The sequence below is a fragment of the Variovorax nivicola genome (assembly GCF_051216475.1).
Classification (GTDB): Bacteria; Pseudomonadota; Gammaproteobacteria; order Burkholderiales; family Burkholderiaceae_C; genus Variovorax.
Genome location: NZ_JBPJZK010000021.1, coordinates 1 through 15,546, shown reverse-complemented (window position 1 = coordinate 15,546; position 15,546 = coordinate 1). Strand labels below are relative to the sequence as shown.

At 62.3% G+C, this 15,546-nt stretch carries 18 protein-coding genes and 1 riboswitch; of the genes, 9 read left to right on the top strand and 9 right to left on the bottom strand.

Annotated elements, in window-relative coordinates:
- Positions 1-66: 66 nt before the first annotated feature.
- A riboswitch (Fluoride riboswitch) is annotated at positions 67-138 on the bottom strand.
- A gap of 17 nt (positions 139-155) precedes the next feature.
- Positions 156-542, bottom strand: a complete 387-nt coding sequence (locus tag ACSFBF_RS35020; RefSeq protein WP_435462826.1) for a YkvA family protein — start codon at positions 540-542, stop codon at positions 156-158.
- Positions 543-555: 13 nt separating this feature from the next.
- On the bottom strand, positions 556-939 hold the full coding sequence (locus tag ACSFBF_RS35015) for a YkvA family protein (RefSeq protein ID WP_435462827.1): 384 nt from the start codon (positions 937-939) through the stop codon (positions 556-558).
- Positions 940-1,029: 90 nt separating this feature from the next.
- Between ACSFBF_RS35015 and ACSFBF_RS35010 the strand changes: the two genes are divergently transcribed.
- From ACSFBF_RS35010 to ACSFBF_RS34990, 5 genes are all read left to right on the top strand, one after another.
- Entirely contained in the window at positions 1,030-1,698 is a 669-nt protein-coding gene (locus ACSFBF_RS35010; protein WP_435462828.1) for a Chromate resistance protein ChrB, read from the top strand.
- Positions 1,695-2,504 carry an endonuclease/exonuclease/phosphatase family protein gene (locus tag ACSFBF_RS35005; RefSeq protein ID WP_435462829.1) on the top strand — a complete coding sequence of 270 codons (810 nt, stop codon included), beginning with the start codon at positions 1,695-1,697 and terminating at the stop codon, positions 2,502-2,504. The genes ACSFBF_RS35010 and ACSFBF_RS35005 overlap by 4 nt, the downstream gene beginning before the upstream one ends.
- Before the next feature lie 87 nt (positions 2,505-2,591).
- Positions 2,592-3,872, top strand: a complete 1,281-nt coding sequence (locus ACSFBF_RS35000; RefSeq protein ID WP_435462830.1) for an MFS transporter — start codon at positions 2,592-2,594, stop codon at positions 3,870-3,872.
- Positions 3,873-3,885: 13 nt separating this feature from the next.
- On the top strand, positions 3,886-4,896 hold the full coding sequence (locus ACSFBF_RS34995) for a COG4280 domain-containing protein (protein WP_435462831.1): 1,011 nt from the start codon (positions 3,886-3,888) through the stop codon (positions 4,894-4,896).
- The gene (locus ACSFBF_RS34990; RefSeq protein WP_435462832.1) at positions 4,893-5,624 is read left to right on the top strand and encodes a 2,3-bisphosphoglycerate-dependent phosphoglycerate mutase; all 732 of its coding nucleotides are present in this window, start codon (positions 4,893-4,895) and stop codon (positions 5,622-5,624) included. Before ACSFBF_RS34995 ends, ACSFBF_RS34990 begins: the two co-directional genes overlap by 4 nt.
- A gap of 46 nt (positions 5,625-5,670) precedes the next feature.
- Here the strand turns inward: ACSFBF_RS34990 and ACSFBF_RS34985 are convergent, their stop codons facing one another.
- Positions 5,671-6,234 (bottom strand): phosphatase PAP2 family protein, encoded by a 564-nt coding sequence (locus tag ACSFBF_RS34985; RefSeq protein WP_435462833.1) that lies wholly within the window; start codon positions 6,232-6,234, stop codon positions 5,671-5,673.
- Positions 6,235-6,618: 384 nt separating this feature from the next.
- On the opposite strand from ACSFBF_RS34985, the gene ACSFBF_RS34980 reads away from it, so the two are divergent.
- Positions 6,619-6,951 (top strand): hypothetical protein, encoded by a 333-nt coding sequence (locus ACSFBF_RS34980; RefSeq protein ID WP_435462834.1) that lies wholly within the window; start codon positions 6,619-6,621, stop codon positions 6,949-6,951.
- Between the two features lie 78 nt (positions 6,952-7,029).
- Here the strand turns inward: ACSFBF_RS34980 and ACSFBF_RS34975 are convergent, their stop codons facing one another.
- From ACSFBF_RS34975 to ACSFBF_RS34955, 5 genes are all read right to left on the bottom strand, one after another.
- The gene (locus tag ACSFBF_RS34975) at positions 7,030-7,479 is read right to left on the bottom strand and encodes an HAD domain-containing protein (RefSeq protein ID WP_435462835.1); all 450 of its coding nucleotides are present in this window, start codon (positions 7,477-7,479) and stop codon (positions 7,030-7,032) included.
- 91 nt (positions 7,480-7,570) lie between these two features.
- Entirely contained in the window at positions 7,571-8,515 is a 945-nt protein-coding gene (locus ACSFBF_RS34970) for a metallophosphoesterase (RefSeq protein ID WP_435462836.1), read from the bottom strand.
- Complete coding sequence (locus ACSFBF_RS34965; protein WP_435462837.1) at positions 8,512-9,072, bottom strand: HAD domain-containing protein; 561 nt, start codon at positions 9,070-9,072, stop codon at positions 8,512-8,514. Before ACSFBF_RS34965 ends, ACSFBF_RS34970 begins: the two co-directional genes overlap by 4 nt.
- 192 nt (positions 9,073-9,264) lie before the next feature.
- Positions 9,265-9,705, bottom strand: coding sequence for a hypothetical protein (locus ACSFBF_RS34960; protein ID WP_435462838.1), 441 nt, complete (start codon positions 9,703-9,705; stop codon positions 9,265-9,267).
- A 2-nt stretch (positions 9,706-9,707) separates the two neighbouring features.
- The gene (locus ACSFBF_RS34955; protein ID WP_435462839.1) at positions 9,708-10,046 is read right to left on the bottom strand and encodes a hypothetical protein; all 339 of its coding nucleotides are present in this window, start codon (positions 10,044-10,046) and stop codon (positions 9,708-9,710) included.
- Between the two features lie 141 nt (positions 10,047-10,187).
- On the opposite strand from ACSFBF_RS34955, the gene ACSFBF_RS34950 reads away from it, so the two are divergent.
- The 3 genes from ACSFBF_RS34950 to ACSFBF_RS34940 all read left to right on the top strand — a co-directional run bounded on the left by ACSFBF_RS34950 (position 10,188) and on the right by ACSFBF_RS34940 (position 14,302).
- A complete protein-coding gene (locus tag ACSFBF_RS34950) occupies positions 10,188-10,496 on the top strand; it encodes a helix-turn-helix domain-containing protein (protein WP_435462840.1) in 309 nt (102 codons plus the stop codon).
- Between the two features lie 1,453 nt (positions 10,497-11,949).
- A complete protein-coding gene (locus ACSFBF_RS34945; protein WP_435462841.1) occupies positions 11,950-12,351 on the top strand; it encodes a hypothetical protein in 402 nt (133 codons plus the stop codon).
- 985 nt (positions 12,352-13,336) lie between these two features.
- Positions 13,337-14,302, top strand: coding sequence for a ChbG/HpnK family deacetylase (locus tag ACSFBF_RS34940; protein WP_435462842.1), 966 nt, complete (start codon positions 13,337-13,339; stop codon positions 14,300-14,302).
- Between the two features lie 541 nt (positions 14,303-14,843).
- Here ACSFBF_RS34940 and ACSFBF_RS34935 read toward each other — a convergent pair.
- Entirely contained in the window at positions 14,844-15,119 is a 276-nt protein-coding gene (locus ACSFBF_RS34935) for an HAD domain-containing protein (RefSeq protein WP_435462843.1), read from the bottom strand.
- Positions 15,120-15,546 lie beyond the last annotated feature (427 nt).

Here is a 15,546-nt window from a genome sequence, read left to right as displayed (position 1 = left end):
AAGGGCCTGATCGACCAGCAAAGCAAGATGTGAACGCGAACGCCTACAGCCCTGTGATGTGATCAGGTGTCTGTAGGCATCATCAGCCGCGGGCGATGCCGCGGCGGTTCATGGAGGAATGCCATCTCCAGTGGCGGCGATTATATCGGGCCTTCCTACCGCCCCGACAACGCAACGAACCACAGCCAGAGCCACCCCGCGACCGCCGACAGCGCGAACGCCAGCATGAGTGCCGTCGACGCGCGGACGAGCCAACCCGCGCAGACGCCGATCCAGTCGTCGCTCTTGGCGCGGCACTCCTGCCATACGGCCCGCGGCAGCATGCGTGACGACAGCCACGACAGGAGCGTCAGCAACACCAGGTCGTCCAGGTAGCTCGGCATGGGCAGCACGTCCGGGGTCCAGTCCACCGGACTTGCCGCGTACACGAGAACGAACAGCCAGATGGCCTTTGCTTCACGTGGCGTGTCCCGATGCAGGCCGCTGAGACACAGCGCCAGCAAGGTCCCTGCGCAACGGCGCGACCACGCAATGGGGTTCATGGATGTTCCCTCCTTATCGAAGCCACAGCCACAAAGCTACTCCAACACCGAGCCAGACTGCAACAACGAATGCGATGCCCCATGGGCTGCGCGGCTTGCCTTCGCCACGCCGCATCCAGTCGTCCGCCTGCACACGGCACTCCGCGAGCACGTCCTTGGGCAGCAACCGGATCGCCAGCCAGATCAGGCCGGGCAACAGGAGCGCATCGTCCACGTACCCCAGCACGGGGATGAAGTCCGGGATCAGGTCGATCGGGCTGAGCGCGTAGGCAACGACAAAGGCCGCCAGCGCCTTGGGCAGCCACGAGGTGCCCGGATGGCGGCAAGCGAACCACAGGGTCACGGCGTCGCGCTTGATGCGGCGCGCCCACTGGCGGATGTTTTGCAGGATCGACAACGGGGACTTCCTTGTGGATGTGGTTGGGACTGGCTTGCGCCGTTCGATCTTTGCCGATACATTGATGGTGTAACGACCGCTACATTATCCATGAATCAAGAAAAAAGACCCAGTTGGCTGCTGTTGACCTACAAGGTGCCCGCCGAACCCTCCAAGTTCCGCGTGGCGATCTGGCGCCGCATCCGCAGCCTGGGCGCCGTCTACCTGCAGAACAGCATCTGCGTGCTGCCCACCACGACCGAGCACCAGCGCCAGTTCCGAATGGTCCAAGCCGACATCGACCGCGCCGGCGGCGAGGCCGTGATCTTCGAAACCCTGGCCCTCGACGCGAAGCAGGAAGAGCGCGTGGTTGCCTACTTCAAGCACGACCGCGACCAGGACTACGAGGAGTTCCTGGACAAGTGCGTCGACTACAAGAAAGAGATAGAGAAGGAGGTCAAGGCCGATCACTACACCTTCGCGGAGGTGAAGGAGAACGACGAAGACCTGAAGAAGCTCAAGAACTGGCTGGAGCGCATCAAGACGCTGGACTTCTATGGCGCGCCGGCCCGCGCGACGGCGGAACAGCGCCTCGTCGAATGCGAAGAGCTGCTCGAGGCCTATGCCAACGAAGTGTTCGAGCGCGAGCAGAACGCCAAGGGCGAGCCGCTGGAGAAGCCGGCTGCGGCCAAGCGTCTGATCGCGAAGAGTCCGGCGAAGAGTTCGGCCGCAAAGAAGCCTGCAGCGAAGAAGGCCAGCAAGCGTGGAGGCCAGGCATGAAGCTCAAGGTCCTGACGTACAACACGCTGTTCGGCGGCCGTGACGGCGCCGATGATCGGCGCGCACACGCACAGATCGACCTGATCAACGAACTGCGCCCGGATGTGTTCCTGATGCAGGAAGCCAAGGGCTTCGAGGCCAACGGCAGTGCGTGGCTGTATGCCCTTGAGGCCAGCCTCGGGATGCGCGGCTTTCTCGCGCTGGCGCCGCGCACCGGCCAGAACGTGGCCATCTTCGTGCGCGAGCCGCTTCGACCTGTGAGCTTCGACGCCGATGGTGCGCATTTCCACCACGCCCTGGCCACCTTGAAAGTGGCCTTGCCAGGCAGCGATCGCGTGCTGACGCTCATGAGCGCGCACCTGTGCCCGAACGGCCCCGATGTCCGGCGCCGGGAGGCCGCCTACCTGGGCGTGCTGGCCGCGCCGGACAACCTCACGTTGCTGACCGGGGATTTCAACTCGGCCTCGCCGCATGACGCCGAGCCCGAGGGGTTCGATGTGTTGCCAGCCCATCACCGGGCCCGCTACCTGGCTGACGATCTGCATACGGCCGATCGCACGGTGCTGGCCCGGCTGGAGGCCGCCGGCTGGGTCGATGTCGCTCATGCGTTGGGGCAGCACGGCGTGCCGACCGTTCCCACCGCCGCCTTCACCGGCACCGAGTTCGCCGTGATGCGTTGCGACTACATGCTGGCGTCGAGCGCCTTGGCGGGCTGTGCACGCGCCTGCGAAGTGATCCGCACACCGATCACCGACATGGCCTCGGATCACTATCCGGTGCTCGCCACGTTCGAGATCGCGACATGAACGGGGAGCCTGTCCATGATGCCGCCAACGCTTTGCACGCGGTTCCCTGTGCGGCGGCCGCAGCGGCACGCCGATGAGGACGAATCCATGAGTCGCCTGTCCACCCCTTCGGATCGCACCGCTGATGAAGCTCCGCTGGAGCGCCTGCCTGCGCCCAAAGCACGCTGGTTCAACCGCACTGTCGCCGGTGCCGGACTGACCAGCGCCCTGGGCGATTTCTGCTACGAGACCACGACCGTGATCCTGCCGGGTTTCCTCGCGGTGCTGGGCATCCCGGCTGCCGTGTTGGGCATCATCGAGGGCATCGCCGACGCCATCGCCAGCTTCACCAAGATGGTGTCGGGCTACATCGCCGACAAGCTCGGGCACCGCAAGACGCTGGTGCTGGTCGGATACGCCTTGACGCCGGTCGGACAGGTGCTGCTCGCGCTGGCGACTGGATGGCCGTTGCTGCTGCTGGGCCGGATCGTGTCGTGGTTCGGCAAGGGCCTGCGTGGTCCCTTGCGCGATGCCATCGTGATCCAGGCCGTCAGCCCAGAAACGCGTGGCCGGGCATTCGGGTTTCATCGCGCGATGGACACGGTCGGCGCGGTCGCGGGCCCGCTGCTCGGGGTTGCACTGCTGGGTTGGGCGCAGGGCTGGCATCTGGGCGACGCCGCCGCGCCGTTTCGGTTGGTCCTTTGGCTGAGCGTGATTCCCGGCGTGCTGGCCGTCCTGGCGTTTCTGCTGTTGGTTCGGGATCCGCAGCACTCGCCGAACCCGGCGCTCAAGTTCTTCAGCGCGCTGCGCGGCCTGCCGGCGCGGTTCAAACGCTATCTCGGCGCCGTGGGCGTCTTCGGGCTGGGAGATTTCTCGCACAGCCTGCTGATCCTCGCGGCCACGCAGTTGCTCACGGCGTCGATGGGCGTCGTCCATGCGGCACAGGTGGCCGGGCTGCTGTACGTCGGGCGCAATGTGGTCCAGGTCGTGGCGTCCTACCCGATTGGCGTGCTGGCGGACCGTTTCGGCTCGCTGCCGGTTCTGGTCTGCGGGTATGCGCTGGGCACGCTCACCGCGGCGCTCATCGCGTTGGCCTTCTGGTTCCAGACGGCCAGCGTCCCGCTGCTGGCCGGCGTCTTCTTCGTCGCCGGACTCTATGTCGCCGTGCAGGAAGCCTTGGAATCGACCGTCACGGCCGACATGGTGCGCGCCGACACCCTGGCCATGAGCTACGGCGCGCTGGGAACGGTCAACGGGGCGGCCAAGTTCGTGTCGAGCGCATCGGTCGGCCTGCTGTGGACGGCGGTGTCGCCGGTGATCGGTCTCGGGCTCGCGGCCGTGCTCATGGCGGCCGGCACGTGGGCCATGGCGCGTCTTCGCCCAAACTAAAAGGGAAAACTCAATGATTGTCTGGACTTCCGCCGCACCGTCGGTGCTCGCCTCCTTCATGGCCTCGACGGTGGAATTCGTCGAGGCTTTGACCATCGTTCTCGCCGTGGGCGTGGTGCGCGGCTGGCGCTCCGCCTTGCTGGGCACCGCCGCCGCGCTGGCGGTGCTCGTGGGCCTGGTCGCCGTGCTCGGTCCTTCGTTGACGCGCATTCCGCTGCCGACGGTGCAGCTCGTCGTGGGCACCTTGCTGTTGCTTTTCGGCCTGCGCTGGCTGCGCAAGGCGATTCTTCGCTCGGCCGGCGTGTTGGCGCTGCATGACGAGGCCAAGGCCTTTGCCGACGAGACAGCGGCCCTGCGCGCTCAGGGTGGACAAGGTGGTGTAGCTCGCCAGGTCATCGACAAGCTGGCCTTCGCGACGGCCTTCAAGATCGTCATGCTCGAAGGCATCGAGGTGGTGTTCATCGTGATCGCCATCGGCGCCAGCGGGCAGATGATGCTTCCTGCTTCGATCGGTGCCTTGCTGGCGCTGCTGGCCGTGGTGCTGCTCGGCCTGTGGTTGCACCGGCCGCTGGCACGCGTGCCGGAGAACGCGCTGAAGTTCGGCGTTGGGGTGATGCTCGCCGCGTTCGGGACCTTCTGGGTTGGCGAAGGCATCGGGCTCGAATGGCCCGGTGCTGACTGGGCAATCCTCGCGTTGATCGGCGTCTTCCTTGCGGTGGCACTCGCACTGGTGCAGGTTTGCATTCGCCTGCACAAGGCCTCCGTGGCATTGCCCAAGGCTCAGGGTCAAGCTGCCTCAGGCTCGGATGCCAAGCTTGGTGTGCTCGCTGTGATCGGCAGTGAATTGTTCGGGCTTTTCTTCGATGATGGATGGCTTGCCGCCGGCATCCTGGTCTGGGTGCTGGCCGCCTGGTTCGGCGAGAGCCGACTCGCCCTTGCCAGTCCCGTCGACGGGGTGCTGTTCGCGGCGGGCCTCTCGGCGGTGCTGGCGGCCAGCGCTGCCCGTCGCGCAACGTCCAGGTGACGGCCAGTTCGTCTCGGCTGATCCTGATCCGCCACGGGGAGTCCTTGTGGAACCGGGAACAGCGCTTCACGGGCTGGGCCGACGTCGACCTGACGGCGCAAGGCGTGGGGCAGATGCAAGGCGCCGCTCGCGCGCTGAGTGATGCAGGCGTCGACATCGATTTAGCCTTTTCCTCGGTCTTGCGTCGCTGCATTCGTTCGCAGTGGATCCTGCTGGAGGCGATGGACTGCATCTGGGTGCCGCAGGTGCTGGACTGGCAGCTCAACGAGCGCCATTACGGCGCGCTCACCGGCCGCCTGAAGTCCGAGGCTGAAAGGGAGTACGGCCACGCGGCGGTGCAGATGTGGCGTCGGGCGTACGACGCAGCACCACCGCCGATGGACATTGCTGCCACGGCGCACGTGACCATCGACCGCCGGTACGCCGACCTGCAATCCGACCAGATACCTGTCGGCGAGTCGCTCCGACAAACCGTGGCGCGTGTGCGCAGCCTGTGGCAACAGTCGATCTCGCCCGCATTTCGCACTCACAGGTCGGTGGCCGTCGTTGGCCATGGCAACAGCCTGCGCGCACTGATCAAGATTCTCGAAGACCTGTCGGACGATGAAATCGTCAGCGTCGAGGTCGGCAACGGCACACCGATCGTCTACGAGTTCGACGCCAAGCTGAAACCGAAGCACAAACTCGTGCTCGCCGTCCCCCCACGGCGCACGTCGGAAATCCTGTAAGCGGGCAAACAAGCGGGCAGACCTCGGTCTGAAGACGCATGCACGGCTACGTGCCGGCTGTGCCACCCTGTTCCCTGGCCTTAGCGACGAGGCGTTGCCCGAATCTCCAGAACGCCAGGAAGGTGATCGCGAGCACGGCCGCGAGCAACAGGCCCGCCACAATGTCCAGCGGGAAATGGACACCGACGTAGACGCGCGCCCAGCCCGTGACTACCGCAATCACCGTCAAGGCGATCCCCGCAGTGCGAAGCCGGCGACGCACCAGAAACAGCAATCCAGCGGTGAACATGACGACGGCATGCGTGCTCGGCAACGCTCCACGACTGGCGTGCTCGATGTAGGCAGGACTGAGTCCCGCCATGAAGGGCCGGGGTAGATTCACCTTGGCTGCAATGGCATGGGACAGGATGGCCGCGACGCCGCAAAGAGCCAACACGGCCACAACGTAGTTGCGCTGCGAAGGCTGGCGCCACCAAGCCCAGCCCATCAGAAGGATGCAGATCCATGCACCTCCACCGGGGGCGATCACGCGCGCGAGAAAGAGAATCCAAGGCGTGGGCGCGTAGCCCGCGCCGATCCATTCGTACAGAAAAGAATGGAGCACCATCATGCGCGCTCCCCGGTTGCGCCAGTAGACAAGCAATAAGACAGCCAGTGCGGGTGCCGGCCAGATCCGCCAGCACGGCGGTGCGCCGGCTCGACATAGTGAGACATGGGAAATCCTTCCACCACGAAGAAGAAACCCACCGCGTTGAGCACGGCAGGACCTTCGACGCCGCTCGGGCGTCGTGCTTCAGGTCGTCAGGGGAGGCGCTGTCTTCGGTGGCTGCCGAAGCCAAATGGTCGCTGGCGGAGATGCGCCCGAGGGTGGTGGGCGTTCAACACGGACATCCTTGCCGCGGGGCACTGCGAACAGGCAAAGCGCTACCGTCAACGGTAGCAGCGCGAGCACAAGCGCCATCAGGCCATCAAGGCCGTGCTGAAATGTGTTCGGGTGATCGATGCTCGCAGCGGCCGGCACGAACACGGTCGTTTCCTGTTCGTTCGGATGATCCGCGCGGTCATCAGGCTCGAACTGGGCCGAGGCGCTCACGTTGCGGATGCGAAACCCTGGCTCATCTTCCCAACCATCTTGGCAAAAGTGAACGGCCAGAAAGGGCTGCAAGGCGGCGAACAATACCCAAGCCAAGCACCAGAACGCCGGGTGCGTTGCTACAAGGTAATGGACACGCGCTCTTCGCATCGGGAATTCTATGAGCGGCCCGCAGCGGAAGATGAACGCGGGCTGAACATGCGCCCGCAGTTGAAAGACCAGAAAGGACCGTGACAGCATCGAACTCGAGATCAGGCATCGGCTCGAAGGGCGCGAACTCGAGGTGAAGGTCGGAAAGAATCAGCACTTTCATCAGGATGCTCTTTCAAAGCGCGCGCGAAGCTCGGCACTGGCCTTGTCGTCGAAGCCGGTGAATGAGCCGCACACCACCAGATGGTCCTTGCATTGATCAAACTGCCAATAGGCGTCGTCGAGCGCGACCCATGGCTCGTCGACCACCTCGTGGATCTGGAGCCAGGCGAGGATTTCTCCTTCTCTCTTCTTGTACGGAGGGGGAAGCCCAAAGCCCGAATGAGGTGTGGCTCCAAGAATTCGGGCCCGGATGTCGCTGGAGAACGGCTTCAGCAAGGTTTTGTAGAGAAGCTGCTCGCGCCAGGATGAACTGATCACGATCTTTACGTGCGGGAACTCGCGCAGCAATGCCTCTAGGCGCGGCAGAAAGCAGAAGTCGATGCCGCCGTTGAGGGTGTGATCCTCTCCCTCTGGATGCAGCACGCCGTCGAAGTCGAGGAACAGGATCACTCCAGGCCTCCCAACCCACGCTCATCCAGCGGCCAAGCCAGGTGCGAGCCCATATCGACCCCGAAGGCGCAGAACGGTACCGCGGCGTTGATCACACGACACCGCCATGTTTGATCGCGTTGAGGATCCATCGCACTTTCTCCAAACCGCCCCCGGCAGCGAATGCCGTTGGCGTTTGACCATCGAGCGATTCGTGAGGCTTGTCCAACCAAACTTGAGCCTCTGCGCCGAACACCTGGGTCGCGAGAGCCAGCAAGCCTTCTGAAGAACTTTCCAACCCAGTCTCCGCCTGCGGATCCCGTGGCCACGTCAGGTACGAGCCCATGTCGACCCCGAAGGCGCGGAACGGCGCCGCGGAGGGCATCGAGCCCTCGCCGAGGTAATCTCTATTTTCGTGGTGGTGGCCATGAATCACCAACAGGACGCCGAACTTCTCGGCGAGCTCGTCGATCACCCGCCAGCCATGCGGATGAGCCGAAGGCGCTTCGTGCGTCACCAGGATGTCGGCAGGGCCACTGCGCAGCAGTTGCTTGTAGTCGGCCGGGAAGATGGAAGAACGGTGCTTGAGGGAGATGGAGTCGCGCCACCGCTCTTCGCGCTTCATGGCTCGGCGCATGGCTTCGCTCGACTGGAACGAAGCCTCCTCGATCGGCCTCCGAGGATCCCAGATCTTGCTGCGGAAGATGCCGCCCAAACCCGCGACATGGTAGCCAGCCACGGAGACCACACGGCCATGGAGATTCCGATCAGCAAGCTCCGAATGCCACGCGTGATCGTGATAGGCCTCCGTATCGGAATCATGATTCCCAGCTATCCAGTGGACCTCGGTGAGGTCCAGGATCGATTGCAGTTCGATATGTAGAGGCCGGTGCGCCTGGAGGTCGCCCAACAGCACGATCGCCTCAGGCCGAAAGCGCTCGACCGCGGTGATCACGGGTTTGAAGTCGCCGTGGGGGTCGCCGAAGAACATCAACTTTGGCGCCGACTGCTCGTACTCGGATCGCGCGTGGAGGCCCGATGGGGCGTGAGGTTTCATTTCATGTGCGTCGAAGTGGCGACGATGCATCGGTCGGCCGCAAACCGCAGAAAGTGCGAGCGCAGCTCCAGGAAGCTGTCCTGGTCGAACGCCCGCGTGGGATCGGTAAGCACGAGCCGCTCGAAGCCCGCTTCGAAGCTCGGGGGGCAATCGTCAAGCGCGACCCACTCTGCGTCATTGCGGCCGTTCCCGTCGAGCCAGGCTTGGATCTCCAGCTGGCGACGGTTGTGAACGGTGACATTGGGTTCTAGCTGCGGCGTCGCTCCGACGATCCGGTGCCGGATGTCAGTGCTGAAATGCCGCTGCAGTTGCTCGATGTTTTCGGCTCGCCGCCAATCCGACGAGATGACGACATCGACATACTTGAACTCGCGAAGGAGCTCTTCCAGAAGCGGCAGATGACTGAAGAACTTGCTGCTGAACGAGTAGTCCACACCGACAGGATGAAGGACACCATCTATATCCAGGAACAACAGATCGCTGGAGTCACTGGTGTGGCCAGAGGCGTCATGAATCAGTATCGCTTCTGCCATGGGTAGACGATCGAGTTCGATCACCCAGAAAACCCGGCCTGGTACGACTCCAAGAGATCGATCACGTCGTTAGCTCGCCCCTCAGCCACCAGCGTATCGGCCGTCTTGTAGTCGAACAACGCAAGCGGCTCGTTCCTGTACCAGAAGATCGCAGTCTTGAGGTCGCCTCCAGAGGTTGCGATCGCAGCAGCTAGTACTCGTAGGCTCATACGGCTATCAGGGCATCAAGATCGAGAGCTTGGCGTTCCATGCCTCGCCATCGGACTTGGAGAGCACGGCGACGCGGATCGTCGGGCGGTCGAAGTCACTGGTCTCAAAGAGGAAGTGCACGTGCTGAAAGCGAAACACCGGGTTTCCGGGATATTCAGTCCACTTGAGCTGCCAGGTGTTGAAGTACTCGAAATCGACCGTCCGGGCTTTCTTTCCGCGACTGACGATGCAGGCCTTGCGCGCGTCCGGGTCGAACAGGATGCAGGTTCCGTCCCAATCGCCCAGCATGCGGCGTGGATCGACCGGGAAGAAGGTCGCACCAGATACTTGCCCTTGTGCCCGGAGTAGCTGCTCGCGCCCGGCCTGGATCGAGCGAGGAGATGCGATCCAGACCCAGTAGAAGAGACCCAAGACAACGGCAAGGGCCAGCAGGAGCGGGATTTCCATGTTCAGTTGACCGGCCAGATCTGATGCCGAATGCTGAACGAAGTGCGCATGCCGTAGTGTGTGAACTGCGCTCCGTTCTCATCTTCGAGGACCAGAAGGTCGACTTGATCGGCATCGGCGCTGGTCGCTGACCAGATCTTCCGAATGTCTCGAATTTGCCAGCGATCGGGATCGCTCTCCGTCGGCGCCAGATACTGAACGTGCCGCAGCGACTGCGGCCCCACGCTCTCAAAGAGATCGAGGAAATCGCTCTCATAAATCAACAACGCACGCTCCGAGATCTCGAGGTCGTCTTCTTGCACCACCCAGGTCGGGAAGAAAGCAGGAATGGTCAAGTTCAACTGGACTGCTCTCCAACATCTCGCACCAGGCCCGGCCAGCATGGAAGAGATCCTCACCTCATGCGAATCCATTGTCAGAAACATAAAAATGAGCCCTATAGGTTGTAGCCCTATGGGATTCTAAATGACGCAATAGAGGGGATGAAATCTGCGGCGCATCGCCCCCCTCAATCCGACTTTGGACGCGCGTTGCGCGTGGTCCGCAAGGCCAAGGGGTTGCCGCAGGAGTCGTTCGACCAGGTGTCGAGCCGTACCTACATCTCTGCGTTGGAGCGAGGACTGAAGCAGCCGACCGTTGCCAAGGTCGACGAACTGGCGGCGGTTCTGGGTGTCCACCCGTTAACGCTCTTGGCGCTTTCCTATCTGCGCCACCCTACGCCTGCGTCCGTGCAAAAGCTCGCAGCCCATCTGATCGAAGAGATCGATGAGTTGAATCTCGTAACGCGATAAGGCGGTCGGGCCACGGCAGTGAAAATCGGTGACGCGCTTCGCCGGCAACCGGTGTGGCACTCCAATGCGTATCGCTCAGAGTTGTCGGTCAGAGCCGGCCTCGCAAATCTGAACGTACCTGGTGCCAGCGCTGGACTAGGCGGGTGCTTGCGCATCGCGTGTTCATCACGATGGAGGCGGACTTCTGCGTTGCCACCGTGCAGGAGGCGGTGGCGCGCTGAGGAGCGTCGCGGACCGTCAACACGGATCAGGGCAGCCAGTTCAGTCGCGCCGATTTTGTCGCGGAGGTAGCGCGCATTGGCGCTCGTCAGAGCATGGACGCGTGTGGCTGCCGGCATGACACCGTCTTTGTCGAGCGGCCGTGGTGCAGTGTGGAGTACGAGTATGTGTACCTCAAGACTTACGACAGCATCGGCGCCGCGCGACAGAACCTGGCTGCGTAGTTCGAGTTCTACAACGCACGCGGGCCACACAAGAACCATGGCAAGCGCACGTTGGACACGGTCTAGCTCCCCATGCTGTCTGCGCTGAAGGAGGCTGCCTGTGAAGGTTGAACCATGAGTACATGGCTCAACCGGGGGCGCCTCCGGCGGCCTGGCAGGGGCCTGAAGATTGAAAGATTGAAACCGCAGCCCATCCACTTTGCCTCGGCTCAAAGAGTGCTCAGACGAGCGGAACCGGCTCCGCCTGAGCACGCAACGTGAGCCTCTCGGGGGATCCAAGAAATTTTGAACTTCCATTCGGAGATGAAATTTCAGAATTCTGATGCTCATAATCATCAGACACGGTGACCATGTTCCCGGACTGAGTGCTCAGATGCACTGGAATACGCACCGCTAACAGTCGCAGTCGCAGTCGCAGTCGTCGTCGTCGTGGTCGTGGTCGTGGTGGTAGCTGTCGTGCTCGATGCGAAGCGAGGTAACGGGAGGTCGATATCGCGGTGCAGGACGATAGAACCCCGGAGGGGCCGGGCGCAGAACAACCGGCGGTGCGGCGTAAACCGGGGCCGGGACAACAACATAGGCGGGTGGCGGCTCATAGTAGACAGGAGCTGCCGGCTCGAGCAAGCCAGGAAGACTCAGTCCGAAGGACCAGTGCGTTCCGGCTGCGGCCGCTGTTCCGGACACTAGCGCGATGGACACCACGGTCGCAGTGACCGTCCGCTTCGTAAAGCAACTTAAATTCATCACAATCTCCTTGAAATTCATGCACCGACAGCGCGACCCAGAGGACGCCGTCCTTCGGTGTCTGTACCCGTTCGCGTCCGGCCAACTTGCGCAGGCTCGTCGAGATCGCCATGCGAGCGCAAGGCACTCCGTACAGTTCAACCACAGCGTTGGAAGTCGAGCAACTGAGGCTGCATCAACCGGGTAAATGCGACCGTTCCGATGCTCGTTCTTCTCGATGGAGAAACTCTTCGGTGCTTGTCTGCTTTCCATGAAGATTGGTGCGAGTGGCTGCATTTGCCGTCGATTCCGTTGCAGCCACGGAGGGCTTTGGCAATTCACAAGGGCTAAGGCAGGGAATGCACGAGGCTCATCAGATCTCGACAATCCTTACACGGGATGTGGCGGGACGCATCGCAGCATCTGGCTTTTCCATCGATATGTTCCCAATGATTCCATCACGCGTCGTTCGGGGTCTCCTGCCCCTCTGGAGACGTCATGCTGCCGCTGTTGCGGCCCTTGCATGCCTTGCGCTACTGATCCTGACGCAGGTCTTTGCGCCTGCCGGAAGGATCGATGTCGCCGAGTGGTCGCCCGGCCGGTGGAATGCGAATTCCCCGGTCACGTCTCTGGCGGTGTTGAAAGCCAAGGTCCGATTCGGCGAGCATCAGGCGCACCCCTATTTCTAGTTGACCATTGAGTGCATCGTCCGTCGGGCGGGAACCCCGCTTCAATGGCATTCGTAGTCCGCGAGACGGAATGACGAGTGACGTAGCGGGGGCGGCACCGACGCGCGAGCGCGCATATGCACGTATCCGCTGTAATTCAAGATGGAGCGAGTGCTGCGCGTCATTGTTGGGAGCGCCATCTCGATGGGGAGGGCTCCCGGATGTCGGCAGTCACTTAGGGTATTGCAGTTTCCTCTGACGCGAGGTCCTCTCGCGTCCACATCAGCGCCGTTCGATAGGCGATCGCTGCGCCGCGCAGACGCACTGCTTGGGCATCTGCCGCTGCGAGCGCGCGGGGTGTGTTCTCGGAGTGCGTAGCGCTGTCTGATCCCTTGACTCGGCACAGCAACCTTTCTGACTTCTTCTTCATCATTTCAATAGCTTGGGAGGCTCCGACGCTGGGCGCCGAAAAAGAGCGCAGCGAACCTTGACAAGAGCGTGCCGATGTGTGGCTTGGCAAACGGTGGTTTACGTGATCTCTCGACGAGAGATTCTTTTCGGAACATGTGCGAAATCTGATGGCGCGCAGTCCAGATTCGATCGAGACGCCGGCCAGTGATCCGAAAAGCACTTTGCTCAAGCCGATGCCGCGAGCTTGGGTCTCCGTTCTGCTTGGCCGCCCGAACACCAAGGCATTGCGAACCTGCCCTAGGCGCGCGGGCCAGCGGCGGCGATGCAGTGGAGCGCGGCCATAGTCTGACTCTTGATTGAACGTTGATGGAAGTCGCATTTCTTCTCAACGTCGAAGACCGAAGATCGCGCCTCATATTTTTGCGAGCTCCGCTGGGGCTGGTGAGCGTCCCAAATGGAATTTCCGCCTGCAGCTACACCGCTTCGACTCAGCCATGCCGATGAAGACCGATTTCGTGGCGGCGACATCTCGCCCTCCATCATTCCTTTGCCGCGTCGAGCAAGATGTCGGTGGCGGGGTGAAGATCTACCGGCCATGATGGCGGCTGACAGGGAGTGGCACGATGCCATCGTGCCTGCGACGCGTCCGGAGCTACGAACGCTCACGGTCTGCGTGGACGACTTCGGCTTGCACCAAGGGATCAACGCGGCGGCGCTGCGTCTGGTGCAGATGGGGCGCGTCAGTGCCCTGAGTGCGATGACCCAGGCGCCGGAATGGCCCCGTGGCGCGTCGTCTGCGCGAGAGCTTGACGCCGATCAGGTGGATGTGGGTCTTCATTTCAATTTGACTCTGCCGTTCCGGGGATCCCCTGCACTGGGATCGATGCAGGCACTTATTGCGGCTGCGCATCTGCGCATGTTGCCGAAGCGGCGCATCCGCGAAGCGCTCTTGCGCCAGCTTACGGCATTTGAAGACGAGATGTTTCGCGCCCCTGCGCATGTCGATGGGCACGAGCATGTGCATCTGTTGCCAGTGATCCGGGACATATTGCTGGACGTGCTCGTGCAGCGCTATCGCAGCACGTTGCCCTGGCTTCGCGTGTGCGCCTCCCCGGCTCCCGCTTCATCCATCGACGCCGCGGTGAGGTTCCACGGCCGAAAGGCATGGTTCATCGACCGCTCACAGGGAGGGGAAGGCTTTCGCCACAGAGCAAGGGCGCTTGGCTTCACGGTCAAACACCGTTGGCTCGGCGTTCATGGCACTCAGGCCAGTGCGAGCGAGTACCGCGCACTGCTCCTACTTTGGCTGAACAATGCGCTGGATGGCGACGTCTTGGTGTGTCATCCGGGTCACTCGGGGACTGATGACCTTGTCGACCGAGCACGGCGCGTTGAGTTCGCGGTGTGGGCAGATCCCCTGCTCGGGTGTGTTCTGCAGGGACTTGGTATCCGCATCGCGTCGATGTCAGATGGCTATCGACATGTCGGAGAGATCCGGTCTGCGAGCTCAGCAAGAACAGGCGACTGGCTGGCAGGTCGAAAGGACGACCTTTGCTCGTGAGGCAGGGATTTGCACGGCGCCTGGACCCCGATCTGGCGAGACCGCCTGCGGCACGTGTGCGCCGACGATCTGTTCTACGTGCGCGATCGACCTCGGCGCCGGCAGTGCGTTGCTCCGCGGTGGAGGCCGTCGCGACCTCGCAGCCGATGGAGATGAGCCTTCGTGGCAGGCCCGAGCTCTTCGCTGGGAGCGGCGCTGACCTTGGAGGCAGGACCGGATTCTCTTGCCGGCTGCGCAGGCGGTCTGAATCGCTCGCTCTTGTGGCGGCTTTGGGGTGTGTTGCGATCTGGCTCATTCTCTGGTTCGGGCTGTGATCGGGCGTGGTCGCACTGCCGATCCGAAATGCAAGGGACTTTCGCAACCGGGTTGCTCCGATACGGCGTCGAATTCGGGGGCAAGACCGGTGCTGCACTCTAGGATGGAGTTTGCAGGGGGTCGCCGAAGAACATGAGCTTGGGCTTCGACTGGTTGTGCTCGGATCGCGTATGGAGGTCCGACGAGACGAGCGGTTGCATTTCATCTGCTGATGGCGGTTCATCGTTCATTCGCGAACCGCAGGAAGTGCGAGCGCAGTTTCTGGAAGCTGTCTTGATCGAACGCACGTTTGGGATCGGTGAGAATCCGACGAGATGACGACATCGACGAACTCGAACTCGCGAAGAAGTTCTTCCAGAGGCGGCAAGTGGCTGAAGAACTTGCTGCTGAACGAGTAGTCCGTGTCGACAGGATGAAGAACACCATCTACATCCAGAAACAGCAGATCGCTGGAGTCACCGGTGTGGCCAGAGGCGTCATGGATCAGCATCGCTTTTGCCATGGGCAGACGATAGGGTTCGATCACCCAGAAAACCCGGCCTGGTACGACTCCAAGAGATCGATAACGTCGTTAGCTCGCCCCTCAGCCACCAGCGTATCGACCGTCTTGTAGTCGAACAACGCGAGCGGCTCGTTCCTATACCAGAAGATCGCAGTCTTGAGGTCGCCTCCAGAGGTCGCGATCGCAGCAGCTAGTACTCGTAGGCTCATACGGATATCAGGGCATCAGGATCGAGAGCTTGGCGTTCCACGCCTCGCCATCGGACTTGGAGGGAACGTTGACGCGGATTGTCGGTAAGCCGTCAATAAACCTTTCAATTACCCACAACTTTCGCCCCGAGTTGCATCCCGAGGACGATGTCAGTTAGACGTGTGAGCCCGCGCCACATGACGATGTTGCCGGGCGGAGGGTCGCCTTTGCGCGCGAG

Excerpts from the sequence above, each read along its gene's own strand:
- ACSFBF_RS35020 (WP_435462826.1), bottom strand. The coding sequence starts at position 542 with ATGAACCCCATTGCGTGGTCGCGCCGTTGCGCAGGGACCTTGCTGGCG.
- ACSFBF_RS35010 (WP_435462828.1), top strand. The coding sequence starts at position 1,030 with ATGAATCAAGAAAAAAGACCCAGTTGGCTGCTGTTGACCTACAAGGTG.
- ACSFBF_RS35005 (WP_435462829.1), top strand. The coding sequence starts at position 1,695 with ATGAAGCTCAAGGTCCTGACGTACAACACGCTGTTCGGCGGCCGTGAC.
- ACSFBF_RS35000 (WP_435462830.1), top strand. The coding sequence starts at position 2,592 with ATGAGTCGCCTGTCCACCCCTTCGGATCGCACCGCTGATGAAGCTCCG.
- ACSFBF_RS34995 (WP_435462831.1), top strand. The coding sequence starts at position 3,886 with ATGATTGTCTGGACTTCCGCCGCACCGTCGGTGCTCGCCTCCTTCATG.
- ACSFBF_RS34985 (WP_435462833.1), bottom strand. The coding sequence starts at position 6,234 with ATGATGGTGCTCCATTCTTTTCTGTACGAATGGATCGGCGCGGGCTAC.
- ACSFBF_RS34970 (WP_435462836.1), bottom strand. The coding sequence starts at position 8,515 with ATGAAACCTCACGCCCCATCGGGCCTCCACGCGCGATCCGAGTACGAG.
- ACSFBF_RS34960 (WP_435462838.1), bottom strand. The coding sequence starts at position 9,705 with ATGGAAATCCCGCTCCTGCTGGCCCTTGCCGTTGTCTTGGGTCTCTTC.
- ACSFBF_RS34950 (WP_435462840.1), top strand. The coding sequence starts at position 10,188 with ATGAAATCTGCGGCGCATCGCCCCCCTCAATCCGACTTTGGACGCGCG.
- ACSFBF_RS34940 (WP_435462842.1), top strand. The coding sequence starts at position 13,337 with ATGATGGCGGCTGACAGGGAGTGGCACGATGCCATCGTGCCTGCGACG.
- ACSFBF_RS34935 (WP_435462843.1), bottom strand. The coding sequence starts at position 15,119 with ATGGCAAAAGCGATGCTGATCCATGACGCCTCTGGCCACACCGGTGAC.